This is a genomic window from Lachnoclostridium sp. Marseille-P6806, assembly GCF_964238185.1.
Taxonomy (GTDB): Bacteria; Bacillota; Clostridia; order Lachnospirales; family Lachnospiraceae; genus Brotaphodocola.
The window spans coordinates 133,048-154,560 of record NZ_CAXSLG010000008.1 but is presented as its reverse complement, the minus strand read 5'-3'; the positions used below and the strand labels follow the sequence as shown (position 1 = coordinate 154,560).

19 protein-coding genes are annotated in these 21,513 nt (G+C 46.9%); 4 read left to right on the top strand and 15 right to left on the bottom strand.

Annotation, left to right across the window (positions count from 1 at the left end):
- Positions 1-250: 250 nt before the first annotated feature.
- On the top strand, positions 251-1,189 hold the full coding sequence (gene arcC, locus ACESON_RS11860) for a carbamate kinase (protein WP_177959059.1): 939 nt from the start codon (positions 251-253) through the stop codon (positions 1,187-1,189).
- Positions 1,190-1,346: 157 nt separating this feature from the next.
- Here the strand turns inward: arcC and ACESON_RS11855 are convergent, their stop codons facing one another.
- The 8 genes from ACESON_RS11855 to ACESON_RS11820 all read right to left on the bottom strand — a co-directional run bounded on the left by ACESON_RS11855 (position 1,347) and on the right by ACESON_RS11820 (position 8,677).
- The gene (locus ACESON_RS11855; protein ID WP_373110066.1) at positions 1,347-2,297 is read right to left on the bottom strand and encodes a GTP-binding protein; all 951 of its coding nucleotides are present in this window, start codon (positions 2,295-2,297) and stop codon (positions 1,347-1,349) included.
- A gap of 43 nt (positions 2,298-2,340) precedes the next feature.
- Positions 2,341-3,501 carry a CobW family GTP-binding protein gene (locus tag ACESON_RS11850; protein WP_373110063.1) on the bottom strand — a complete coding sequence of 387 codons (1,161 nt, stop codon included), beginning with the start codon at positions 3,499-3,501 and terminating at the stop codon, positions 2,341-2,343.
- A 101-nt stretch (positions 3,502-3,602) separates the two neighbouring features.
- Complete coding sequence (locus tag ACESON_RS11845; protein WP_177959787.1) at positions 3,603-3,899, bottom strand: transcriptional repressor; 297 nt, start codon at positions 3,897-3,899, stop codon at positions 3,603-3,605.
- A 180-nt stretch (positions 3,900-4,079) separates the two neighbouring features.
- Positions 4,080-4,733 carry an NAD-binding protein gene (locus ACESON_RS11840; protein WP_177959786.1) on the bottom strand — a complete coding sequence of 218 codons (654 nt, stop codon included), beginning with the start codon at positions 4,731-4,733 and terminating at the stop codon, positions 4,080-4,082.
- A gap of 62 nt (positions 4,734-4,795) precedes the next feature.
- Positions 4,796-6,157 carry a potassium transporter TrkG gene (locus tag ACESON_RS11835; protein WP_177959785.1) on the bottom strand — a complete coding sequence of 454 codons (1,362 nt, stop codon included), beginning with the start codon at positions 6,155-6,157 and terminating at the stop codon, positions 4,796-4,798.
- A gap of 11 nt (positions 6,158-6,168) precedes the next feature.
- Positions 6,169-6,978, bottom strand: coding sequence for a metal ABC transporter permease (locus ACESON_RS11830; RefSeq protein ID WP_177959784.1), 810 nt, complete (start codon positions 6,976-6,978; stop codon positions 6,169-6,171).
- On the bottom strand, positions 6,975-7,685 hold the full coding sequence (locus ACESON_RS11825; protein WP_177959783.1) for an ATP-binding cassette domain-containing protein: 711 nt from the start codon (positions 7,683-7,685) through the stop codon (positions 6,975-6,977). The genes ACESON_RS11830 and ACESON_RS11825 overlap by 4 nt, the downstream gene beginning before the upstream one ends.
- Complete coding sequence (locus ACESON_RS11820; RefSeq protein ID WP_373110060.1) at positions 7,682-8,677, bottom strand: metal ABC transporter substrate-binding protein; 996 nt, start codon at positions 8,675-8,677, stop codon at positions 7,682-7,684. The genes ACESON_RS11825 and ACESON_RS11820 overlap by 4 nt, the downstream gene beginning before the upstream one ends.
- A 234-nt stretch (positions 8,678-8,911) precedes the next feature.
- On the opposite strand from ACESON_RS11820, the gene ACESON_RS11815 reads away from it, so the two are divergent.
- Positions 8,912-9,724 carry a MerR family transcriptional regulator gene (locus ACESON_RS11815; RefSeq protein ID WP_373110058.1) on the top strand — a complete coding sequence of 271 codons (813 nt, stop codon included), beginning with the start codon at positions 8,912-8,914 and terminating at the stop codon, positions 9,722-9,724.
- 135 nt (positions 9,725-9,859) lie between these two features.
- On the opposite strand, the gene ACESON_RS11810 is transcribed toward ACESON_RS11815, so the two are convergent.
- The 6 genes from ACESON_RS11810 to ACESON_RS11785 form a co-directional block, all read right to left on the bottom strand.
- Positions 9,860-11,308, bottom strand: coding sequence for an N-acetylmuramoyl-L-alanine amidase family protein (locus tag ACESON_RS11810; protein WP_373110055.1), 1,449 nt, complete (start codon positions 11,306-11,308; stop codon positions 9,860-9,862).
- 343 nt (positions 11,309-11,651) lie between these two features.
- Complete coding sequence (locus tag ACESON_RS11805) at positions 11,652-12,902, bottom strand: 6-phosphofructokinase (protein WP_373110052.1); 1,251 nt, start codon at positions 12,900-12,902, stop codon at positions 11,652-11,654.
- A 125-nt stretch (positions 12,903-13,027) separates the two neighbouring features.
- On the bottom strand, positions 13,028-14,059 hold the full coding sequence (locus ACESON_RS11800; RefSeq protein WP_177959778.1) for a PfkB family carbohydrate kinase: 1,032 nt from the start codon (positions 14,057-14,059) through the stop codon (positions 13,028-13,030).
- 39 nt (positions 14,060-14,098) lie between these two features.
- Positions 14,099-14,749 (bottom strand): bifunctional 2-keto-4-hydroxyglutarate aldolase/2-keto-3-deoxy-6-phosphogluconate aldolase, encoded by a 651-nt coding sequence (locus ACESON_RS11795; protein WP_177959777.1) that lies wholly within the window; start codon positions 14,747-14,749, stop codon positions 14,099-14,101.
- A gap of 103 nt (positions 14,750-14,852) precedes the next feature.
- Positions 14,853-15,614: an IclR family transcriptional regulator gene (locus tag ACESON_RS11790; RefSeq protein WP_373110050.1), complete on the bottom strand. Its 762-nt coding sequence runs from the start codon at positions 15,612-15,614 to the stop codon at positions 14,853-14,855.
- 87 nt (positions 15,615-15,701) lie between these two features.
- The gene (locus ACESON_RS11785; RefSeq protein ID WP_177959775.1) at positions 15,702-17,186 is read right to left on the bottom strand and encodes a UxaA family hydrolase; all 1,485 of its coding nucleotides are present in this window, start codon (positions 17,184-17,186) and stop codon (positions 15,702-15,704) included.
- Positions 17,187-17,423: 237 nt separating this feature from the next.
- Here ACESON_RS11785 and ACESON_RS11780 point away from each other — a divergent pair, with 237 nt between their 5' ends.
- Entirely contained in the window at positions 17,424-18,425 is a 1,002-nt protein-coding gene (locus tag ACESON_RS11780; RefSeq protein ID WP_177959774.1) for a substrate-binding domain-containing protein, read from the top strand.
- Between the two features lie 24 nt (positions 18,426-18,449).
- Entirely contained in the window at positions 18,450-19,853 is a 1,404-nt protein-coding gene (uxaC, locus tag ACESON_RS11775; RefSeq protein ID WP_177959773.1) for a glucuronate isomerase, read from the top strand.
- Positions 19,854-20,016: 163 nt separating this feature from the next.
- Here the strand turns inward: uxaC and ACESON_RS11770 are convergent, their stop codons facing one another.
- Positions 20,017-21,429, bottom strand: a complete 1,413-nt coding sequence (locus ACESON_RS11770) for a L,D-transpeptidase family protein (protein ID WP_373110047.1) — start codon at positions 21,427-21,429, stop codon at positions 20,017-20,019.
- Positions 21,430-21,513 lie beyond the last annotated feature (84 nt).

Below are 21,513 nucleotides of genomic sequence, written 5' to 3'. Positions count from 1 at the left end.
TCAGTATAACACAAACCAGTTGCATTTTTCCAGTGAAAACACTATAATGTTACTATTATTGTAACATTTCAGCCTTGCATCTTCTTGCCCGCTTACAGCGGGCAAGAAGCCTTAGGCGTTTGCCTTATGTGGATTCAGGCATTAAAACTCTTATGAAAGCAAACTTTCAACGAGTTTTCTTGACTGAATCCCGCAAGGCTGAACTGTTACCTGTTATTGTGACACTTTCAACAGAAAGAGGTATCTTATTATGGCAAAAAAAAGAATTGTGATAGCCTTAGGACACAATGCCCTGGGAACGAATCTTCCTGAACAGAAGGCAGCTATTGGACCTACAGCCCAGGTCATTGCAGATTTTATTCAGACGGGATGGCAGGTTGCTGTTGTCCACAGCAATGCTCCTCAGGTAGGTATGATCCACACAGCCATGAATGAGCTGTGCCAGAATCATCCGGAAGAAGGATATACTCCCGCGCCCATGTCAGTCTGCTCTGCTATGAGCCAGGGATATATCGGATACGATCTGCAGAACGGAATCCGCTCCGCACTTCTCAAACGCGGTATCTACAAACCTGTTTCCACCATCCTGACTCAGGTTACAGCCGATCCCTATGACGAATCCTTTTATAATCCAGTAAAAAAAGTAGGACGTATGATGAATGCTGAGGAAGCCCAGATTCAGGAGGCCCGGGGAAATCATGTTACAGAGATTCCCGGAAAAGGCTTTCAGCGTATCGTTTCTGCACCCAGACCGGTTGCCATTGTGGAAATTGATGCAATCCGCGCCCTGTTAGATGCAGATCAGGTTGTAATCTCCTGCGGAGGCGGCGGTATTCCTGTCATGGAGCAGGGGCTGGATCTGAAGGGTGCCAGCGCTGTAATCGAAAAAGATTTAGCCAGCGGACTTCTTGCAAAAGAGGTGGACGCTGATGTTCTCATGATCCTTACCAGTGTTGACCATGTTTCTCTGAACTACGGGACAAGCGACGAACAGCCCATTTCCACTATGACTGTAGAAGAGGCTGAGACATACAGCCGCCAGGGACATTTTGAAGCTGCTTCCATGCTTCCCAAAATTGAAGCTGCCGTTTCCTTTATTAAGGCCGGCAAGGGCCGCAGCGCCATTATCACGACTCTTTCCAGAGCGCTGGAAAGCATTGACGGAAAAGCAGGTACCTTAATCCACTGATACAGCCCTGCTGCTCTGAAGACCGTTCTCTAAAGAACAGGGATGGAGCATGTTTCTTACAGCAAAAAACAGGGGATGCCCCAGCCTTCCTGGCTGGCGCCATTCCCTGTTTTTGTATTTCAGCACATCTTCTATTTCTGGCAGATACGTCCAATCCTTATCCAAACTGTACTACTTCTTCAATCGGTTCTGCCGGAACTACCTCTTCCGCATAAAGCACCGGCCCCTCTCCGTCGTAGTCCTTCCAGAACTCTACTTCCACTCTGGCCCGCACAGTTACCCACTGCCTTGTCTCCAGATGTCTGGCATCTCTTGATTTACAGATATATCCAAGAAATGTCATATCATCTGCACAGCAGGTCATAGCCATACGGCCCGGAACAAAATAATTTTTGGGGAATTCCGGAGATTTCAGTACCATTGCTGTAAATTCTACAACCTTTCCCACATACCTCTCCGGCTTATCCATACAGTCAATATACCAGATTCCGTAGGCCTCTGGACTGATCTTCACTACAGGAGCATTGAGATCATAGGGCAGATCCTCTTCTGAAATCTCGTCAATCTCTCCGTTTTCATCCTCAAACACAATCTCACATTTGGTGTTCATGGACATCAGCATTCTCTTATACCGTTCCAGATCCTCAATTCCATCACACCGGTTGCAGATCACAAGTTCAGAATTACGCACCATGGCAGATAACAGTGATTTCATGTTTTTCACATATAAATCAAAGGTGGACATATCCACAATCGTAATCTGCTGATAAATGGTCCAGTCTACAGGCAGCTTCAGATCTTCCTGGTTCCACATGCCGTTCCATTCTATCAAAACCCGCTCCGGATTGTAAAGTAGTTCCAGCTCCGTCAGCCGATCCGGAGAAATTTCTTCCAGACTGTCCACATAAACCACAGAGGTTCTGGTTTCCTTCAGCAGTTCCTCATCGTACTCCGTATCACCTTCCTCACAGACAATCAGAAGGGTTTTTCCCTCTGTCTGAAAATAATCCTGCTCCATTGTAAAGGACAGAAATTCTGTTTTTCCGGCTTCCAGAAATCCATTAATCAAAAATACCGGTGTAATATCATCCTCAATCATCGGTCCCATTGCTCTTCCTCCGCTCCTGCTTTCACTTATCTTCTTTTCCGGTTTATTTTCTTCCAAATGCCCGGCTTAAAGCCTCTTCATTCAGGTTTGATCCAATAACGCAGACTTTTCCTGTATAATCTGCAGCCCCGGTACGGATTTCATATTCCTCAGGAACCAAATCAAAATACAGCCACTCACCCGGCTCTGTGCTGGGTATCATTCCCTTGGAGCGCAGAACCGTGCCATATGCAGTTCCGTGAGCAAGCTCCTCTAAAACAGTCTTCAGCTCCTCCCGGCTGCAGGCATCCACATTCTCCAGCCCCCAGCTGCTGAACACCTCATCTGCATGATGATGGTGATGATGGTCGTGGTCATGACAGCCGCAGGTGCAGTTCTCGTCATGCTCATGATGATGGTGCTCGTGATGATGCTCGTGATCATGACAGCCGCACTCCTCGTCGTGATGGTGCTCGTGGTGATGCTCATGGTCATGACAGCCGCACTCCTCGTCGTGATGGTGCTCATGGTGATGCTCATGATCATGGCAGCCGCAGGTGCAGTTCTCATCATGTTCATGGTGATGATGCTCTTCCTCAACCTGAGCCAGCAGTTCCTCCATCATGGTATCCGGTTTTTCAATCAAAGCCAGCAGCTGGCTTCCCGTAAGCTGTTCTACCGGAGTGGTGACAATCGATGCGCTGCTGTTGTGAGCACGCAGCAGCTCCACATCTGCCTGCACCTTTTTAGCATCCGCCACATCGGTTCGGCTTAAAACAATCGTTCCTGCATTCTCTACCTGGTTGTTGAAAAATTCACCGAAATTCTTCATATACATTTTGCACTTGCAGGCATCCACAATCGTCACTGCGCTGTTCAGTCTTACCTCCAGATTCTTTGCTACATCCCGAACAGCATTCATCACATCAGACAGCTTGCCAACTCCAGAAGGCTCAATAATCACACGTTCTGGCTGATAGCGGGTCAATACCTCCTCCAGAGATTTTCCAAAATCTCCTACCAGAGAGCAGCAGATACATCCGGAATTCATCTCACGAATCTCAATGCCGGAGTTTTTTAAAAATCCGCCGTCAATACCAATTTCTCCAAATTCATTTTCAATCAGAACCACCTGCTCACCGGCAATGGCCTCTTCCAAAAGCTTTTTAATAAATGTCGTCTTTCCTGCACCCAGAAATCCGGAAATAATATCAATCTTTGTCATTTCGTTTCCCCTCTTTTCTTTTCTGCTCTATATTTATGCCGGCATAAGCCGGATTTCATGCTACAATATTCTATTGTGTCACAAATGGCGCTGAAAGTCAATCAGTATAACGGCTGAGTTTCCGCGTTTTTCAAAAACTGCGGGCATCCCTCGCACTCAATTCGATACATATTTTTCCTGTGAATCAGCCCTGACTCCTCCAAAGTTTTTACCATTCGATAAACGGTTGCCATGCCAATCGATCCATCCTTTTTTGATGCCCGGTAGTAAATTTCCTTGCAGCAACTGCACTCATCCTCCAGAATAATATCAATAAGCACCTTCCTCTGGGTAGTAATCCGATATCCATTCTTTTTCAGTTCATTTAAAATATAGTTCTTTTTTTCATTTAAAGACATATGGCCCTCCTTTCAGAAATCTTTTTCCCGTCGCCTTTTTTGTTAGCATTAACTAACCCTTTCATAAAAAGAAAAGACTTTGAAAAGTCCTCTATTCATTCTTGTTTTACGCTGTAATCATACACGAATCTAAAAAAATTGTCAATCTGTTTTACCTAATAAAAAGAAAAAAGCGCCACTCTAAGGCAGCGCTTTTAAAATCCGATCTACATCTTCTTTTTTGCCAATAACCATCAGATGCTCTTCCTGGCAAATCACATAGGAAGCTCCTGGCATGAGCTTGGCTTTCCCGTTTGCCTTGGTTCCCAGAATATGGATTCCATATCGGTTTCGAATATCCAGCTCCTTGATGGTCTTTCCAGTCCACTCAGGAAGAGGCGGAATCTCATAAATCGAATACTCCTCTGTCAGCTCAATGTAGTCAAACACATGATTTGCACTGTAGCGCACAGCCAGCTTCTCCGCAATATCCCGATCCGGATAAATTACCTCGTCTGCGCCATTTCTCAGAAGAAACTTGGCATGAATGTCCCGGTTTGCCTTGCTGACTACATGACGGCCTCCCAGTTCCTTCACCAGACTGGTAATTTCCAGACTGCTTTGAAAATTCGTTCCAATGCAGACAAAGCAAAGATCAAAATTGGAGATTCCCAGGCTTTTCAGCACATTTTCATTGGTACAGTCACCAATTTTCGCACTGACCACATAAGGAAGCATTTCTTCCAGATTTTCTTCTTTCTCATCTACAATCATCACCTGATTGCCCAGCTGAGACAGATTTTTGCAGAGATGGCGTCCAAAACGCCCCATTCCTATAATCAGAATTGATTTCATTGCCAAATTCCTCCTTCTGGCTTCTTTTCTGTATTTCCGGCTCCAAACCAGAGCCCCGTTTCCTAACCAATGGTAATTTTCTCCTCCGGCTGACGCACAGGAGCCACCCGTTTATTCTGGGTAAAGGACAGGGCAAAGGACATACTTCCTACCCGGCCGCAGTACATCAGAAAGATAATCAGAATCCGTGACATCGGCTCCAGCGCTCTGGTAATTCCTGTAGACATTCCTACAGTACCAATGGCTGAAAATGTTTCCAGCAGTACATCCTGCATAGGAAGCTGCTGAGCTGCCATAATATAAACAGCTACTGCCAGCGCCAAAGTCAGATTCAAAATAAAAATAGCGCTGGCTCGCTTAATTGCATCCTCCTCCAGACGGCGGCCAAAGGCATTGACACCATAGGTGCGCTGAATATTGGAATGAAGATACAGATACATCACTACGATCGTTGTTGTCTTTACGCCGCCTGCCGTTGAACCCGGACTGCCTCCGATAAACATCAGAATAATCGTAAGCAGCTTGCTGGCATCGCTTAAAGCTGCGGTATCTACCGTATTAAAACCAGCAGTTCTGGCTGTTACTGAACTAAACAGACTGGAAAGAAGCTTGCCGCTGACGCTCATGTCTGCAATCAGGCTGTTTTTCTCAAACAGATAGAACAGCCATCCTCCGCCAAAAATCAGCACTGCCGTTGTCAGAACCACAATCTTTGTATGAAGCATATACCTGCGGAATTTCAGGCCGTTGCGGCTGATATCGTCCCACACAATAAACCCAAGACCGCCAATAACAATCAGAGACATTATCACCAGATTTACAATCCAGTCATCATAATAATTTACTAGAGAGCTGTACTGCCCCTGCCATCCCATCAAATCAAAACCGGCGTTGCAGAAAGCTGAAATCGAATGGAAAATTCCATAATAAATTCCCCTTCCAACTCCCAGCTGAGGAATAAACCGAAAAGCCAGCAGAATCGCCCCTGCTCCTTCAAAAATCAGGGTTCCCAGAATAATCTTCCGGGCCAGCCTCACCATTCCGCCAATCTGCAGCATATTGACACTTTCCTGCATCAGGCCCCGCTGCTTCAGACCAATTTTCCGCCGCAGTACAATGGACAGAAATACACCAATGGTAATGAATCCAAGACCACCAATCTGAATCATGGTAAGGATTACCAGCTGGCCAAATATGGACCAGTGGGTCCAGGTATCATAAACAATCAGCCCTGTCACACAGGAAGCGCTGGTTGCTGTAAACAGACATTCCAAAAATGGCGTCACGGTTCCGCTTTTGCTGGAAACCGGCAGCATCAAAAGCAGGCTTCCCATCAAAATAATTCCCATAAAACCATAGGCAATGTACTGTGTCTGGGATAAATGGCTCTGCAAACGAAACAGTTTTTTCTGAATTACATTCATAGTTCTTCCACTCACCCTTCCTTTATTTTCTTTACAGCTGCAAAAATCAGAAATGCAGCCAGATTCACCAGCACAACGCTTGCCCCTGCCGGAGTGGAAAACCCGTAGGAAATCACAATACCGATACAGAAACAAACTACAGCAAGAACCCCGGAGCACACAACCACACCGCGGAAGCTGCGAAACAGCCGCATGGCAGTCAGCGGCGGGAAAATAATCAGACTGGAAATCAGCATGGCTCCCATCATTCGCATTCCCAGAACAATGGTTACTGCTGTCAGAACTGCAATCACCACATTATACCGCTCTACCTTCACGCCTGCCGCCTTGGCAAAGCTTTCATCAAAAGTAACGGCAAACATCTTATTATAAAACAGCACAAACATGCCAAATACCACCAACGACAGCAGGCAGCTGAAAAACACATCCTCCCTGCTCATAGCAAGAATACTGCCGAACATATAGCTGCTGATATCTGTAGTCATTCCTGTAGTCAGAGACGTGACAACAATTCCCGCTGCAAGAGAACTTGCAGACAGCACAGCAATCGCCGCATCACTTTTTACTTTTCCATTTTCGGTAATTCTCAAAAGGAAAAATGCCGCTATAATCACCAGAGGAATGGATACCTTTAAAGGAGACCAGCCCAAAGCAATAGCAATCGAAAGCGCTCCAAACGAGACATGAGACAAACCGTCTCCTATCATAGAATACCGGCGAAGCACCAGACTGACTCCCAGAAGCGCCGCGCACAGAGAAACCGCCGCGCCGCCTAACACAGCCCGAACCATAAAAGGATAGGACATCATTTCCTGTATCATGCCTCTTCACCTCCTGCAAACCGGCGTCCTTCCTCAGTATTCCGGTATTCCTGCACTGTGCCGCAGAACAGCACTCTTCTCTGCAGGTGAAGGATCCGCCCTGCCTCTCCAATAACATTACGAATATCATGAGACACCATAACAATCGTAATCCCGTCTTCCTGATTCAGACGGCGAATCATTCCATAAAATTCCTCAATCGCTGACGGATCCAGCCCTGTAATCGGCTCATCCAAAATCAGCATTTTTTCTGATGCACAAAGGGCTCTGGCTATCAGTACTCTCTGCTGCTGTCCGCCGGAAAGCTCCCGGTAGCACTTGCTTTTCAGATTCTCAATTCCCAGCCGCTTCATGGCAGAACCGGCCATTTTTCTCTCTCCAGCCCCATAAAACGGGCGATTCCCTCTTCTTCCCAGAGTTCCTGACAGCACCACCTCCCAGACGGTTGCAGGAAAATCCCGCTGTGCCGCTGTCTGCTGGGGAAGATAGCCGATTCCGCTGTTTTTCAGTTCCTCTGCCGTCCTGATGGTACCTGACGTAGGCTTTAAAAGCCCCAGCAAACCTTTTACAAGGGTGCTTTTTCCAGAACCGTTTTCCCCCACTACACAAAGGTAATCTCCTGGGTAGATCTCCAGGTTTAAATCAATTACAGCATCATGGTTTTCGTAACCAAAATCCACATGCTCACAGGTTATCAATGGTTTCATTCATCCAGTCCTTTTCTCAGATTTTCCACATTCTGGCGCATCAGCTCTGCATAGGTAATTCCGCCGTCAAACTGCGCCCTTGTTACATTATGACAGGAGTGCAGCAAAAGCGGCTGAACCCCGGTTTCCTCTCCAATAATCTCGGCAACCCGGTGACTGCTCAGTTCCAGATAATACACTGCGGGAATTTGCTTTTCCCTGACCTTATCAATCAGATAGGCTATGGTTCTGGCACTGGGCTCTGTATCCGTGCTGCATCCGGAAAACGCCGCCCGGTAATCCAGTCGGTACTCCTCTGCCAGATATCGAAACGGAAATTTGTCCCCTACAATAATCATGCTGCGTTTTCTGTTTTCTGACACCTGACGAAATCCCTCATCAATATCCTGAAGCTCCTTCTGATAGGCTTCCTCTCTGTCTTTGTAGATGGCTTTATGAATGGGATCTGCCTCTGACAGCACATCGCAGATCACCCTTGTCATCTTCATGGCATTGACCGGAGAGGTCCAGATATGCTCATCATACTCAATTTCTTCCCTATGCCCATCCTCATCCAGTTCAAATGCCTCATGCTCATGATCTCCATGTCCATGCCCCTCCTCCATGCCTTCTACCATCTCTTCCTCAACAGTATCCACATAGTCCATCATGGTCACTACAGTCATTTCCGAGGTGTCTATGGCCTCCAGAACCTCTGACAACCAGTGCTCCATTGCACCTCCATTGCAGATCAGAACATCTGCATTTTGAATCAGGCGCATATCTGCCGGAGTTGGTTCAAAGGAATGGCTGTCCATTCCCGCAGGCACCACCATAGTCAGTTCCACTTCCTCACCAGCTATCTGCCGTGTAAAATCATAATAGGGAAACACGGTGGTTACTACCTGCAGCCTGTCTCCCTCTTGCTTTGTTTCCCGGACCCCGCAGCCAGCCAAACACAGCAGCAAAAGCAGCACTGCAGCGGACAGCCCTTTTTGGAATTTTTTCATCATTTTCTGGTTCCTTCACCTGCGCTCCTGCCAGAGGAAATCCCTCTGACCTGCAGAACGCTTACTGATTTTTACATATCCTGTGTAGTATAGCACAGTTTTTCTATAAAGAAAAGGCGGGAAAAGTGACAGAATTTCTCCAATAACATTAAAACTGCATTAATGTTTTTTACGATTTCATTACTTGCATTGATTTTCTTTATGCTTCTTGATATACAATAAATGGAGGTGATAGCTATGGCACAGAAAACTTACCGTATCGGTGATGTGGCAAATTTAATGGGACTCAGCAGAGACACTCTCCGTTATTATGAAAAACGCGGTATCCTCTCCTCTAAAAAAGAAGAAAACGGATACCGCTATTATACGGAAGAAGATATTTACCGCCTGTTCAGCATTCTTTATCAAAGAAAAATGGATATCGGACTGGATGATCTGGAACAGATCTGGTCTCAGGATCTTTCTGTTTCTTCTCTGTCTCAGATTATGAAAAACAGAATGGAAGAAGAAAAAATGGCAATCCGGCGCCATCAGCAAACCATGGCCCGATTAAATCTAACCAGTGAAGACTGCGAAAATATAAAAAATCACATGGATCAGGTAATCCTCAAAAACTCCCCCCGTTCCCACATCATCGTTCCCCACGCCGGCTTCTCTGAAAGCCTTGCACTGTGGTTTCAATATGCTCAGAAATATCCTGGGCTTGATATGATGTATATTTTTGATGAATATAACTGGGATCCGGAAAAAGAGGATTTGGGAATTACCTACAAAAACTCTCAGCTGGTTCTTCACGCAGATTTAGCGGAGTATGTGGATTATGATCTTTCCCCCGAATCTCATCCCATTATGCAGCCCTCGCTCTGTATGACTCGAATTCGCATTTCTCAGCAGAGAATTCCAACGGCTGAAGATCTTCTGCCGATGCTTCAATGGGCAAAAGAGCAGGAACTTATGGTATCCCGTCAATTTTACTGCACCTTCATGCTTCAGGGACTCAGTGAAGGCTGCCAATCCTGTTATATTCAGCTTTATGTGCCTGTCTTTTAATATTGTTTTTTTCAATATACGAAAAATGTCCGGAGGCTTCTGCATACTCTGCATCTGCCTTTCCGGACATTTTTCTTATGATAGAATCAGAATTTCAAAATATGGAGATTGCATTCTTGTGATGGCTGCAATTTTTTAGTGCTCTTCGTTTTCTTTGTGATCCTCACATTTTTCGTTGCCTACACGGGTAACGCGTCCCTTGCTGTCTGTGCAGTAGTAACGGTCATCTGCATCCTTGGCGTTCTTTTTCTTCTTCTGGATCTTACCGCTGGTATTTACCAGGTATTCTCCGCCGTCCTCATCTCCGTTCCACTCTACAACCTTCAGCTTTTCATCGCTGTCAGCCTTCTGCAGCTTGCCCTGGAAATAAATATTTCCATCATCAATACCGTTGTAGCCCTGTCCGCGTTCCTCTCCGGATTTGCGGAAATTAAAGATGAATTTCTCGCCGTCTAATTCAATGGTAGCCTTTCCGGTCTTCATAGCACCGTCCTTGGCTCCTCCAAAGTAGTAAACAGCCCATGCCTCATCCGGCTCCGGCATATCATCCTCGCCCTCAATCTCTTCCCAGGACTGGATTTTTGAATCATTTACACTCATCTTATAGAGACCCTCAAGCATCTTGCCGTACTCGTCAAATGCATAATACTCGCCCTTAATCCGTTTGATCTCTCCTTTGACAATCTCTCCGTCCTTATCTGCATAGAACCAGCATTCTTCTCCGTCTCTGTATCCCTCTGGATCCTGCTCCTCACCGGGAACTGTCTTAAACCAGCCTGTGCTCAGCCAGCTGTCAGAGGGCTGGGAATAGAACTTATCACTGGGAGTTGCCGCATTGCCCGGTGTGGAAATCCAGTTGAATACTGCATTACCGCCTTCCTCAAACAGATATTTTCTTCCATTGATGGTCTTTTTCGTACCTGCAGTTTTCTCACCGTTGCTCTTAAAGTAGAACCAGTAGTGATCCTCAAAATCGGGGTCATCCTGCTCCTCGTCCTCTGCTTCCAACCATGCCCATTCGTTGGCTCTCATCGCTCCGTCTCCTGCCTCGCCCAGGTAATACACACCATTTTTCCAGGCATCCTCGCCGGTCTGCCTCTCGCTCTCTTCGTTTACCCAGCCATAAAGCATTTTTCCTTCATCATCGAAAGCATACTTTTTCGCCTGACCGTCTGCACGGATAATCGTTTTAAATGTAGTCTTTCCGGAATTGGATGCGGTATAAGCTTTTCCATTCGGTCCAAAGTAGTACCAGCAGGTATCTGACTCATCATCATCTCCATCCTCATTTTCCAGCTCTCTCCACTGGTTTGCCACCATGACGCCTGTCTCATTGACATAGTAGTATTCGTCATCGTCCTGCACCAGCTGACTGATAGCCATATCGCCATTTTCATCCAGCCAGTACCAGTTGTTTCCGGACCGCTTCCATTCGTCCGTTACCCGATCACCGTACTTATCATAATAATGCCACTGGCCGTCTTCCTGCTGCCATCCATAGGCTGCATAGGACATCATTGCTGTTCCCATGGTAAATGCTGCTGCAGCGCAGGTTACCAGCATGCGTTTCGTGTTCTTTTTCATAATCATTACTCCTTCTTGATTTTCTATTTTCTCTTGTTTCTCGGTATCTCTTTCCGATGACCTTACTCTACACCCTGGAACCGTTCCAGGGTCAAGTGAAGTAAGAAAGCTGTAAGAAGTTGTAAATTTTCCGTGAAGAACGACAGAAAGCAGTAATTTTTTATGACGATTCAGGACGGCGTGAGAGCTGGAATCTCCGATGCATCTTGTTCGGCCAAAATAAAACAACGCCCCGGAGGATCTTTTTATATCCACCGAAGCGCCGTTTCTTTTAAAGCCTAATCTGATTTTTCATTACCTGTCAATCATAACCGTTCAGGGCCACCCCCTGGCCTGCTGCGAATTATTTTCTCAGCATTACATCCTGAAGACGCAGATGTCTCGGCAGTCCGTCTACCATCATAGGAGTCAGTTCTGCCTGAATCAGCGGCCGAACATAGTTGATGAAATCCTCTGTTACATAATCTCCGCTTTCATTGATCCACTCTCTCGGAACCTTTTTCTCAATGTTTGCAACCTTGTGAACATCATAAATATCCGTCACGCACAGATAGGGATCGTCAGACACTCTCTTTAAGATAACCATTTTTCCGGTCTCGCCTTCAAAAGCTGCCTTTACTGCAGCTCCGCCTACCTGATAAGCCTCTGTAATATCTACACGGCCTACAATATGGGACGCACACCGCTGCAGGGAGTTAAACTCGATTGCTCTGGTCTTGCAGCCTACCTCCTTGGAAATCTTCTGAGCCAGGAACCGTGAGGTGCCGGTCAGCTGACGGTGTCCAAAGGCATCTACGAAATCTACATTATCTGTCAGCTCGCAGACATAACGGCCATCCGCCACCTTCACACCCTCTGAAATAGCCACAACCACAGATTTCTTTGTTTTGTGAAGCTCAGCCACCTTATGCATAAACTCATCCACATCAAAGGTAATCTCCGGTAAAAACAGCATATCCGGGCCTTCGCAGTCCTCGCCCTTTGCCAGCGCAGCAGCGCCGGTCAGCCAGCCTGCATTACGTCCCATAATCTCTACCAGGGTTACGTTCTGCTGATCATAAACCAGTCCGTCACGAATAATTTCTTTTGTAATAGAAGCAATGTATTTTGCAGCACTTCCAAAACCAGGCGTATGATCGGTAATCGGAAGATCATTGTCAATGGTCTTTGGAACACCCATAAACCGGATTTTGGAACTGGTCAGAATCGCATAGTCTGACAGCTTCATAATCGTATCCATAGAGTCATTTCCTCCGATATAGAAGAAATACTCTACCTCCAGCTTTTCCAGGATCTCAAAAATCTTGTCGTATACCTCTGTATTTCCCTTGATAGGCGGCAGCTTATAGCGGCAGGAACCCAGGAAGGAGGACGGCGTTCTCTTTAACAGATCAATATCCAAATCACTGCGGATATGTTCTGACAAATCAACCACCCGTTCCTCCAACAATCCCTGAATGCCGTGCAGCATACCATATACCTTTTTTGCTCCCCTGTCTTTTGCAGTCTTAAATACACCGGCCAGGCTGGAATTGATGACCGCAGTTGGTCCGCCGGACTGTCCGACAATTACGTTACCCATTACTTGTTTCATAAGTGAGTCCCCCTCTGTATTTATTCTGTGAAGTTTATATCAATTTCCCTGATTGATAAAATGGCTAACTCCCGGTTAAAGGGAATTAGCCATTGTTAAAACCTTAACTTATTATCGAACTAGAATTATCTCTGAACACGTCCAGAACCGTCGCCACCTGCCAGATTGTCAACATCTGCACGAGTAACCAGGTTGAAGTCGCCAGGAATGGTGTGCTTCAGAGCAGAAGCTGCTACTGCAAACTCCAGAGCTGCCTTCATATCCTTGCCGTCTAACAGACCGCAAACAAGACCTGCTGCAAAGGAATCTCCGCCGCCTACACGGTCAACGATAGGAGTGATGGAGTACTTTCTGGAATGATAGAACTCACGAGTCTTACCATCCATGATGCATGCGGACCAACCATTGTTGGAAGCGCTGTAGCTCTCACGCAGAGAGCTGATGATATACTTGAAGCCAAACTTGTCAGCCATCTGGTTGAAGATATCAACATAACCAGCCAGCTCCAGCTCTCCAGAAGTAACATCGGTGTTGCCCGGCTTGAAGCCCAGAACCTTCTCAGCATCCTCTTCGTTACCGATGCAGACATCAACGTACTGCATTAAGTTAGTCATAACCTTCTGAGCCTTCTCGGAAGACCACAGTTTCTTACGGAAGTTTAAGTCAACGGATACGGTTACGCCGTGAGCCTTAGCAGCCTTTAAAGCAGCCTCGGTCAGCTCAGCTGCAGCATCACTTACAGCCGGAGTAATACCGGTAAAGTGGAACCAGTCAGCATCAGCGAAGATCTCGTCAAAGTTGAACTCATCTGCAGTTGCAGTGGAGATAGAAGAATGAGCACGGTCATAAACAACGTTGGAAGCTCTCATTGCAGAGCCAGTCTCCAGGTAGTAAATACCCAGTCTCTCACCGCTTCTTGCGATGTGCTTGGTTCCTACATTGTATTTTCTCAGAGCTGCTACTGCACACTCACCGATGGGGTTAGCCGGTACAGCGGTAACAAATTCTGCATCATGACCATAGTTAGCCAGAGATACAGCTACGTTTGCCTCGCCGCCGCCGTAGTTGATGTCAAACTCGTCTGCCTGGATAAATTTCTCGTTATTCGGGGTAGATAATCTTAACATAATCTCGCCCATGGTTACTACTTTTGCCATTTTTATATTCTCCTTTTTTAATTTCTTTCTAAAATTTATTTACTTTCTTGCAGCTGCAACAGCTTCAACGAACTCTTTTGCTTTTGCAGTAACTGCTGCGAAGTCGCCGGTCTTTGCGCCCTTGGTCAGGCTGCTTCCGGTACCTACTGCGTATGCGCCAGCCTTCAGCCACTTGTCTACGTTGTCTACGTCAACACCGCCGGACGGCATAAACTCACCCTGAGGCAGCGGGCCCTTAAAGGAGCTGATAGCAGCCGGTCCAACAATGTTGCCCGGGAATACCTTAATGATATCACATCCAGCTTCCAGAGCAGTAATTGCTTCGGTAGGAGTCATAACACCTGGCAGCATCGGCACGCGGTAGCGGTTGCACATCTTAATGGTCTCAACGTTCAGGCCCGGGCTTACTACATAGTTAGCGCCAGCCATAATTGCCATTCTTGCAGTCTCCGGATCCAGAACAGTACCTGCACCGATCACGATCTTCTCATTATCTTTATACTTTGCTACCATGTTTGCAATCAGATCGATGGGGCTTCCCTCATCAACAGTCATGCAAATCTCGATGAAATTAATGCCGCCCTCGATAATGGCATCAATCACCTTCTCGCCCTGCTCCAGGTTCTTTGCACGAACCACAGCTACCAGACAGTCTTCCTTCAGCCTTGCCAGTACTTGCTCTTTTTTCATGGTCTTATTCTCCTTTTCTTGTTCGTATATGCGAATCTTCTTTGCAAATACGATTTATGACTTTATTTTAATAGTTTCCAACATGTTTGTCAACAGGCAATCCTTATATTTTGCCCAGAAAACCCAACAATTTTGAGACCTCCGCTGCCTTTTTGGCAGTCAGCCGCCCCAGCTGTTCATAGTCCTCCGTAGGCTTATAAAGACTGGATACGCTCAAGGCTCCCACAACGCTTCCATCCGGTCCGAAAACAGGAGCTCCCACACACTCCATGTGCTCCTCCACTTCTCTCTCATCCAGGGCATATCCCTGATCCCTGACTCGTTCCAGCTCCTTTTTCAGGGATTCTCTGTCTGTTATCGTTCGTTCCGTATGCTTCTTGAATTTCATACGGGCCAGAATCTGTCCGCAGGTTTCCTCATCGCTGTATGCCAGAATCGCCTTGCCCAGAGAGGTACAGTACATCGGGTTCTTTGTTCCTACCGTAGCTGTAGTAATAATCGGATTTTCCGGCTCTGTCTTGCAGATATAGACTACCTCATGATCAGAACGCACCCCAAAAAACACCGTTTTTCCTACTTCCTTGGCAAAAGCGCGCATTTCCGGTTCAATCACATTGATAAAATTCAGATTGTTCGTATAATTAATCCCAATCCGGTATGCCGTCAGACCAATGGTATATCTTTGTCTCTGTCCCCGGTCTACATTTACCATTCCCATCTCTGCCAGGGTGGTTACAATGTCATAGGCGCTTGTTTTGGGAAGATCCAGCTTTCCGCAAATTTCATCCAGAGTGATCCCCTCCGGATTTTTGGATACCAGCTTCAGGATCTCCACGGTTCTTTGTGTCGTTCTGTTCAGTTTCATGGGACTTGCCCCGCCTTTCTATCTTAAACGGCAGGCAGCACAGGATAACATTGTCTGGCCGGCACATCTAATGCGCCGAATCTGCTGCTACAGCGTCACACCCTGCTTGAAGATAGCCATATCATGGAAGCCTGCTTCTTCTGCCTTCACCTTTTTGCCGGATGCAACAGCCAGAACATAGTCAAACAGTTCCTGAGCCAGCTGCTCCTTACTCTTATCTTCTACCATACTTCCGGCATTAAAGTCAATCCAGTTATTTTTATGTCCTGCCAGTTTTGAGTTGCTGGAGATCTTCACAGTAGGAACCGGTGATGCAAAGGGTGTTCCTCTTCCAGTCGTAAACAGTACAATCTGAGCGCCGGATACTGCCAGGGCTGTCGAAGCTACCAGATCATTGCCGGGAGCAGACAGCAGATTTAATCCTTTTACCTTCACCGGCTCTCCATAGGACAGTACGCCCTTTACCGGAGCGCTGCCAGACTTCTGCGTACATCCAAGGGACTTGTCCTCCAGAGTGGAAATTCCTCCCTTTTTATTTCCCGGAGAAGGATTCTCATAAATGGTCTGGTTATGACTGGTAAAATAGTTTTTAAAATCATTAATCAAATGAACTGTCTTATCAAACAGCTCCGGAGTTTCACAACGGTTCATCAGAAGGGTCTCTGCACCAAACATCTCCGGAACCTCTGTCAGAATCGTAGTGCCTCCTTTGGAAATCAGCAGATCGGAAAAGGCTCCGACTGTAGGATTGGCTGTGATTCCGGACAGACCATCAGATCCACCGCACTTCATGCCGATAACCAGCTCGCTGGCATCTATGGTCTCTCTGCTGAAGGCGCCTGCATACACAGCCAGCTCCTCCAGAAGCTTCATAGCCTCCTCCTGCTCGTCCTCCACGTCCTGACACTGAAGAAATTTTACTCTCTGTTCATCATATTCCCCAATATACTGCTCTTTTAAAAGAGGAATGTTGCTGTTCTCGCATCCCAGTCCCAGCACCAGAACGCCGCCGGCATTGGGGTGATGAATCATATCAGCCAGAACCTTTCTGGTATTCTCCTGATCATCGCCCATCTGGGAACATCCGTAAGGATGGGTAAATGCGATCACATCCTCCACATTTCCTCCCACAAATTTCTTTGCTTTCTTTTCCAGAGCCTGAGCGATGGAATTGACACATCCCACGGTAGGAATAATCCAGATCTCATTGCGGACGCCTACCTTTCCGTCTGCTCTACGGTATCCGTCAAAATATGCGTGGGCTGATTCTTTCAGGCCGGAGGCCACCGGTTCATACTGATACTCCAGAAGGTCTCCCAGCGCCGTCTTTAAATTATGTACGTGCACCCATCCGCCAGCAGCAATATCCTCCTTTGCAAAGCCGATGCGGAAGCCGTATTTGATAACCTCCTCGCCTTTTGCAATAGGCTTTAAGGCAAATTTATGTCCCTGCGGAATCTCTTCACCAATGGTAACCTGGTACTGACCTACTGTCAGACTCTCACCCAGGGCAATGGGACGCAGCGCAACAGCTACATTATCATCCTCATGGATCCTGATAAAATCCTGCATTTCCTTTTTCTCCTTCTGTTCCAGTTGAAAGTATTGATATTTGTAAAGTTTTTCTGTCTTGTCCAATGTTGTAAGGGCTTACAATTATTCTACATAATCTCTGTTCATAAGTCAAGAAGAAAACAGGGATTATTTCAAAGAACTTGTGCAAAACTCTGTAAAATACTTGCAATATTTTTCTTTGGCGGTTATAATGATATCATCTTGTAAGTACTTACAGAAATGAGGATGATTTTCGTGAATATTTATGATGTTTCCAAAAAGGCCGGCGTTTCCATCGCTACCGTATCCAGGGTCCTGAATGGCAACCCCAATGTCAGCGAAAAAACCCGCGCCCGGGTGCTGGAGGTTATGGAAGAACTGGGCTACACCCCCAATGTATTTGCAAGAGGGCTGGGACTTGGTTCTATTAAAACCATCGGTATTATGTGTTCAGATTCTTCCGATCCCTATCTGGCTCACGCCATATATTATCTGGAACGGGATCTGCGCACCAATGGCTACGATTCCATTTTATGCTGCACCGGCAATTCGCTGGAAACTAAGCGTCAGTATTTTGAGCTGCTCCGCTCCAAAAAAGTAGACGCCATTATTATTGCCGGTTCCAAATTTATCGAAATGAAGATAAAAGACAATGCTTACATTATAGATGCAGCAAAGGAGCTTCCCATTATTCTGGTAAATGGCTACCTGGAAGGAGAAAATATCTACTGTACCCTTTGTGATGACAGAACGGCAACCCACTACGCTACAAGCCAGCTGATTGCATCCGGCTGCCGAAAGATTCTCTATCTTTTCAGCAGCTATTCCTACAGCGGTACCAACAAGATGAAGGGCTACCGGGATGCCCTGTGCGGACGGGGGCTTTCCGTTCAGGACGAATATATTCACCAGTGTGAAAAAGATGTGCTGGCAGCCAGAGATCTGCTGCTTCGCCTCCACAAGGAGGGGCTTCCTTTTGACGCAGTTCTGACCTCAGATGATGCGCTGGCAGTAGGTGCTGTAAAATATGCACATATGACAGGCAGAAGTATTCCCGATGATTTGAGCATTATCGGTTATAATAATTCTGCTTATTCCATCTGTACCGATCCGGAGCTGACTTCTATTGACAGCAAGGCAGAGGCCCTCTGCACAACTGCTATCAATACCCTTATGGGCGTTTTCAACGGCGGCAATGTTCCCAGCAGGACAACCATTGCCGCTGATTTGATAAAAAGAGCTACTACTAAATTTTAATTTATTTTAAGGAGGAATCATCCAATGAAACAGTTTATGGACAAAGATTTTCTGCTGACCACTGATTCTGCAAAGGCATTATTCCACAATTACGCAGAAAAAATGCCAGTTCTGGATTACCATTGTCATATCAACCCCAGAGAAATCGCAGAAGACAGAAAATTTGAAAATATTACCCAGGTATGGCTGGGCGGAGATCACTACAAATGGCGTCAGATGCGTTCCAATGGTGTCGATGAAAAATATATCACCGGAGATGCTACTGACCGCGAGAAATTCCAGAAATGGGCTGAGACCCTGGAAAAGCTTATCGGCAATCCTCTGTACCACTGGAGCCATCTGGAGCTGCAGAGATACTTTGGCTACACCGGCCATCTGTGCGGAGATACCGCAGAAGAGGTATGGAATCTGTGCAACGAGCAGCTGCAGAACAAGTGGTCTGTACGCAGCCTGATCAAAGCTTCCAACGTTACCCTGATCTGCACCACCGACGATCCCATTGATTCTCTGGAGTGGCACAAAAAGATCGCTGAGGACGACACCTTTGACGTACAGGTTCTTCCTGCATGGAGACCGGACAAGGTTACCAACATTGAGAAGCCGGACTACGCCTCCTACATTGGCAAGCTGTCTGAGGTAAGCGGTGTGGAAATCAAGGATTTCGCATCCCTAAAGGAAGCAATCAAGAACCGTATGGCTTTCTTTGCTGAGAACGGCTGTTCCGTTTCCGACCACGGTCTGGATTTCGTTCTGTACCATCCGGCATCTGAGGAAACCATCGACTCCATCATTGCCAAGAGACTTTCCGGTCAGGATATTACCAAGGAAGAGATGATGCAGTACAAGACTGAATTCATGCTGTTCCTGGCAAGAGAATATCACCGCATCAACTGGGCAATGCAGATTCACTACGGCTGCAAGCGCGACAACAATGCGTTTATGTTCAGCAAGCTGGGTCCGGACACCGGATTTGACTGCATCGGTGATGCCGCATCCGCAGCACAGACTGCAGATTTCCTGAATGCATTAAGCGCAACCAACGAAATCCCGAGAACCATTCTGTACTCCCTGAACCCCAACGATGACGCTGCTATCGGCACCATCATCGGATGCTTCCAGGGTACAGAGGCTGCAGGCAAGATTCAGCAGGGCTCTGCTTGGTGGTTCAATGACAACAAGACCGGCATGATCAACCAGATGACCAGTCTGGCCAACTTAGGCTGCCTGGGCAACTTTATCGGTATGCTGACCGACTCCAGAAGCTTCCTTTCCTACACCAGACATGAGTATTTCCGTCGGATTATGTGCGAGCTGATCGGCGGCTGGGTAGACAACGGCGAGTATCCGGATGATCAGAAGGCATTAAAGACCATTGTAGAAGGTATCTGTTACAACAATGCAGTAGAATACTTCGGATTTGATCTGTAATCACTAAGATACTTATAACAAAGCATCTTCATAGGACGCAATTTCCTATGAAACAAATAATACCGGCTGCGGCATCTGAGGGATTTCTTCCCCTCTGGCCCGCGGCCGGTATTTTTCATATCCAGAGTCTTTGCTCTGAACTGCTTATTCTTCTTTCAAATGCTTACAGATAGCAAATCACAGGCATCCCCTTATATACTTGCTCATAAAAGGCAGGTACCCTGTCCGGGGGGAGGTTGATACAGCCATGGCTTCCTCCTGTTTTGTATATCTCACCGCCAAAGCTGCTTCTCCAGTTGGCATCATGAAATCCAATGCCGCCATTAAACGGCATCCAGAAGGATACCGGGCTTTCATACTCGTAGGTTCCGTCCGCCCGCTTGGCTCCCCGCAGAACCTTATCCTTCTGTTTGTAGGTCAGAGGGAAAATTCCCGGCGGCGTATCATACTTTTTGGAAATATTTCCGGTAACACAGGGCGCATCCCAGATAACAGCTCCGTCCTTCACCAGATAAACATGCTGTCCGGTCAGATCCACCTCGGCATATGTGCTTCCCCAGTCCTGCTCTCCCCGGACTGCTGCGGTTGAAGCATACTGTGGCTCCCTCGTCTGTGACTGCCCGCTGCGGATCATGGCAATCAGCGCGTCTGTCTCTGCTGCCTGATCAATTTTCCATCCATAAGGGCCCGTAACCTCGGCAATCCTTCCGGATACAGTAGAAAATTGTCTTGTTTTTCCGGCTGTGTCGTACTGGGCTGCCAGATTCCCAATCCAGGCCCCGGCCTTTTCCCGATCCACCTGAATCTGTCCCTCGCTGGCTCCTGTAATCCAGGAACAGATTTCCACCGCAGGCAAAACCTGGCTCTCCTCGCCAATCGTATAGGTAATTTCCATTTCACGGCACTGATTCATAGTATCACACAAAGTTTTCAGGGTCTCATCTCCAGAGTAAATCCGCGGCTCTATATAACAGCCTAAAGCCTCCAGATCCACCTCCATAGCCCCTGTATGAACAGCGGCACGAATAGCCTCTGCCGCTTTTTCCGGATCCACCTGATTGCCCCGGATCTCCGGAATCACCGTAAAGGCCTCCCCCTCTGCATAGTCAGAAATCCGGGCATCTGCTGCTGCCGTTGCCCCGTTTCCTGTAATGCAGTCCAGCGCCTGAATGCTCTGTTCCAGCCGTTCTCTCTGAAAACTGCTGACCATATCTGTTTTATACTTGTTATCCACATCCGGTCCAAAAACTCGTCCGCCCGCATTCTGCTGATTTAATTTTTCCTGCAGAAATCCATCCGGCAGCTTTACGGAAAAACCAATCTGTTCTCCGGTAATTGTCTCCTGCTTTCCACCCCGTTCTTTAATCGTAAGGGTGTAATCTTTTGTATAAAAACTGCCGATACGCTCTGCTGCTTCATCAACCGTCAAATCGGCAATCCCCAGCCCGTTTACTGAGGTTCCTGGTACGAAAACCGTATCGCCTCCCTCTTCTGCCATAGCTATTCCTACAGCAGCAAGACTAATGGATAACGCCAGCACAGTCCGGCATACACCTGTTTTCCAGTTTTTCTTCATCTAATCTCTCTCTTTCCGGCTTTTTCTGTTTTACGCCTGTTCCCATTATAGAAGTTCCCTGAATCCCCGTCAATACCAGAGCTG

Bases quoted from the DNA above. Each gene is read 5' to 3' on its own strand.
- ACESON_RS11850 (WP_373110063.1), bottom strand. From the start codon at position 3,501: ATGACAAAGATTGATATTATTTCCGGATTTCTGGGTGCAGGAAAGACG.
- ACESON_RS11795 (WP_177959777.1), bottom strand. From the start codon at position 14,749: ATGAAAAAAGAGCAAGTACTGGCAAGGCTGAAGGAAGACTGTCTGGTA.
- ACESON_RS11820 (WP_373110060.1), bottom strand. From the start codon at position 8,677: ATGATGAAAAAATTCCAAAAAGGGCTGTCCGCTGCAGTGCTGCTTTTG.
- ACESON_RS11835 (WP_177959785.1), bottom strand. From the start codon at position 6,157: ATGAATGTAATTCAGAAAAAACTGTTTCGTTTGCAGAGCCATTTATCC.
- uxaC (WP_177959773.1), top strand. From the start codon at position 18,450: ATGAAACAGTTTATGGACAAAGATTTTCTGCTGACCACTGATTCTGCA.
- arcC (WP_177959059.1), top strand. From the start codon at position 251: ATGGCAAAAAAAAGAATTGTGATAGCCTTAGGACACAATGCCCTGGGA.
- ACESON_RS11805 (WP_373110052.1), bottom strand. From the start codon at position 12,902: ATGAAACAAGTAATGGGTAACGTAATTGTCGGACAGTCCGGCGGACCA.
- ACESON_RS11770 (WP_373110047.1), bottom strand. From the start codon at position 21,429: ATGAAGAAAAACTGGAAAACAGGTGTATGCCGGACTGTGCTGGCGTTA.
- ACESON_RS11800 (WP_177959778.1), bottom strand. From the start codon at position 14,059: ATGGCAAAAGTAGTAACCATGGGCGAGATTATGTTAAGATTATCTACC.
- ACESON_RS11790 (WP_373110050.1), bottom strand. From the start codon at position 15,614: ATGAAACTGAACAGAACGACACAAAGAACCGTGGAGATCCTGAAGCTG.
- ACESON_RS11840 (WP_177959786.1), bottom strand. From the start codon at position 4,733: ATGAAATCAATTCTGATTATAGGAATGGGGCGTTTTGGACGCCATCTC.
- ACESON_RS11825 (WP_177959783.1), bottom strand. From the start codon at position 7,685: ATGAAACCATTGATAACCTGTGAGCATGTGGATTTTGGTTACGAAAAC.
- ACESON_RS11810 (WP_373110055.1), bottom strand. From the start codon at position 11,308: ATGAAAAAGAACACGAAACGCATGCTGGTAACCTGCGCTGCAGCAGCA.
- ACESON_RS11785 (WP_177959775.1), bottom strand. From the start codon at position 17,186: ATGCAGGATTTTATCAGGATCCATGAGGATGATAATGTAGCTGTTGCG.
- ACESON_RS11815 (WP_373110058.1), top strand. From the start codon at position 8,912: ATGGCACAGAAAACTTACCGTATCGGTGATGTGGCAAATTTAATGGGA.
- ACESON_RS11830 (WP_177959784.1), bottom strand. From the start codon at position 6,978: ATGATACAGGAAATGATGTCCTATCCTTTTATGGTTCGGGCTGTGTTA.
- ACESON_RS11845 (WP_177959787.1), bottom strand. From the start codon at position 3,899: ATGTCTTTAAATGAAAAAAAGAACTATATTTTAAATGAACTGAAAAAG.
- ACESON_RS11855 (WP_373110066.1), bottom strand. From the start codon at position 2,297: ATGGGACCGATGATTGAGGATGATATTACACCGGTATTTTTGATTAAT.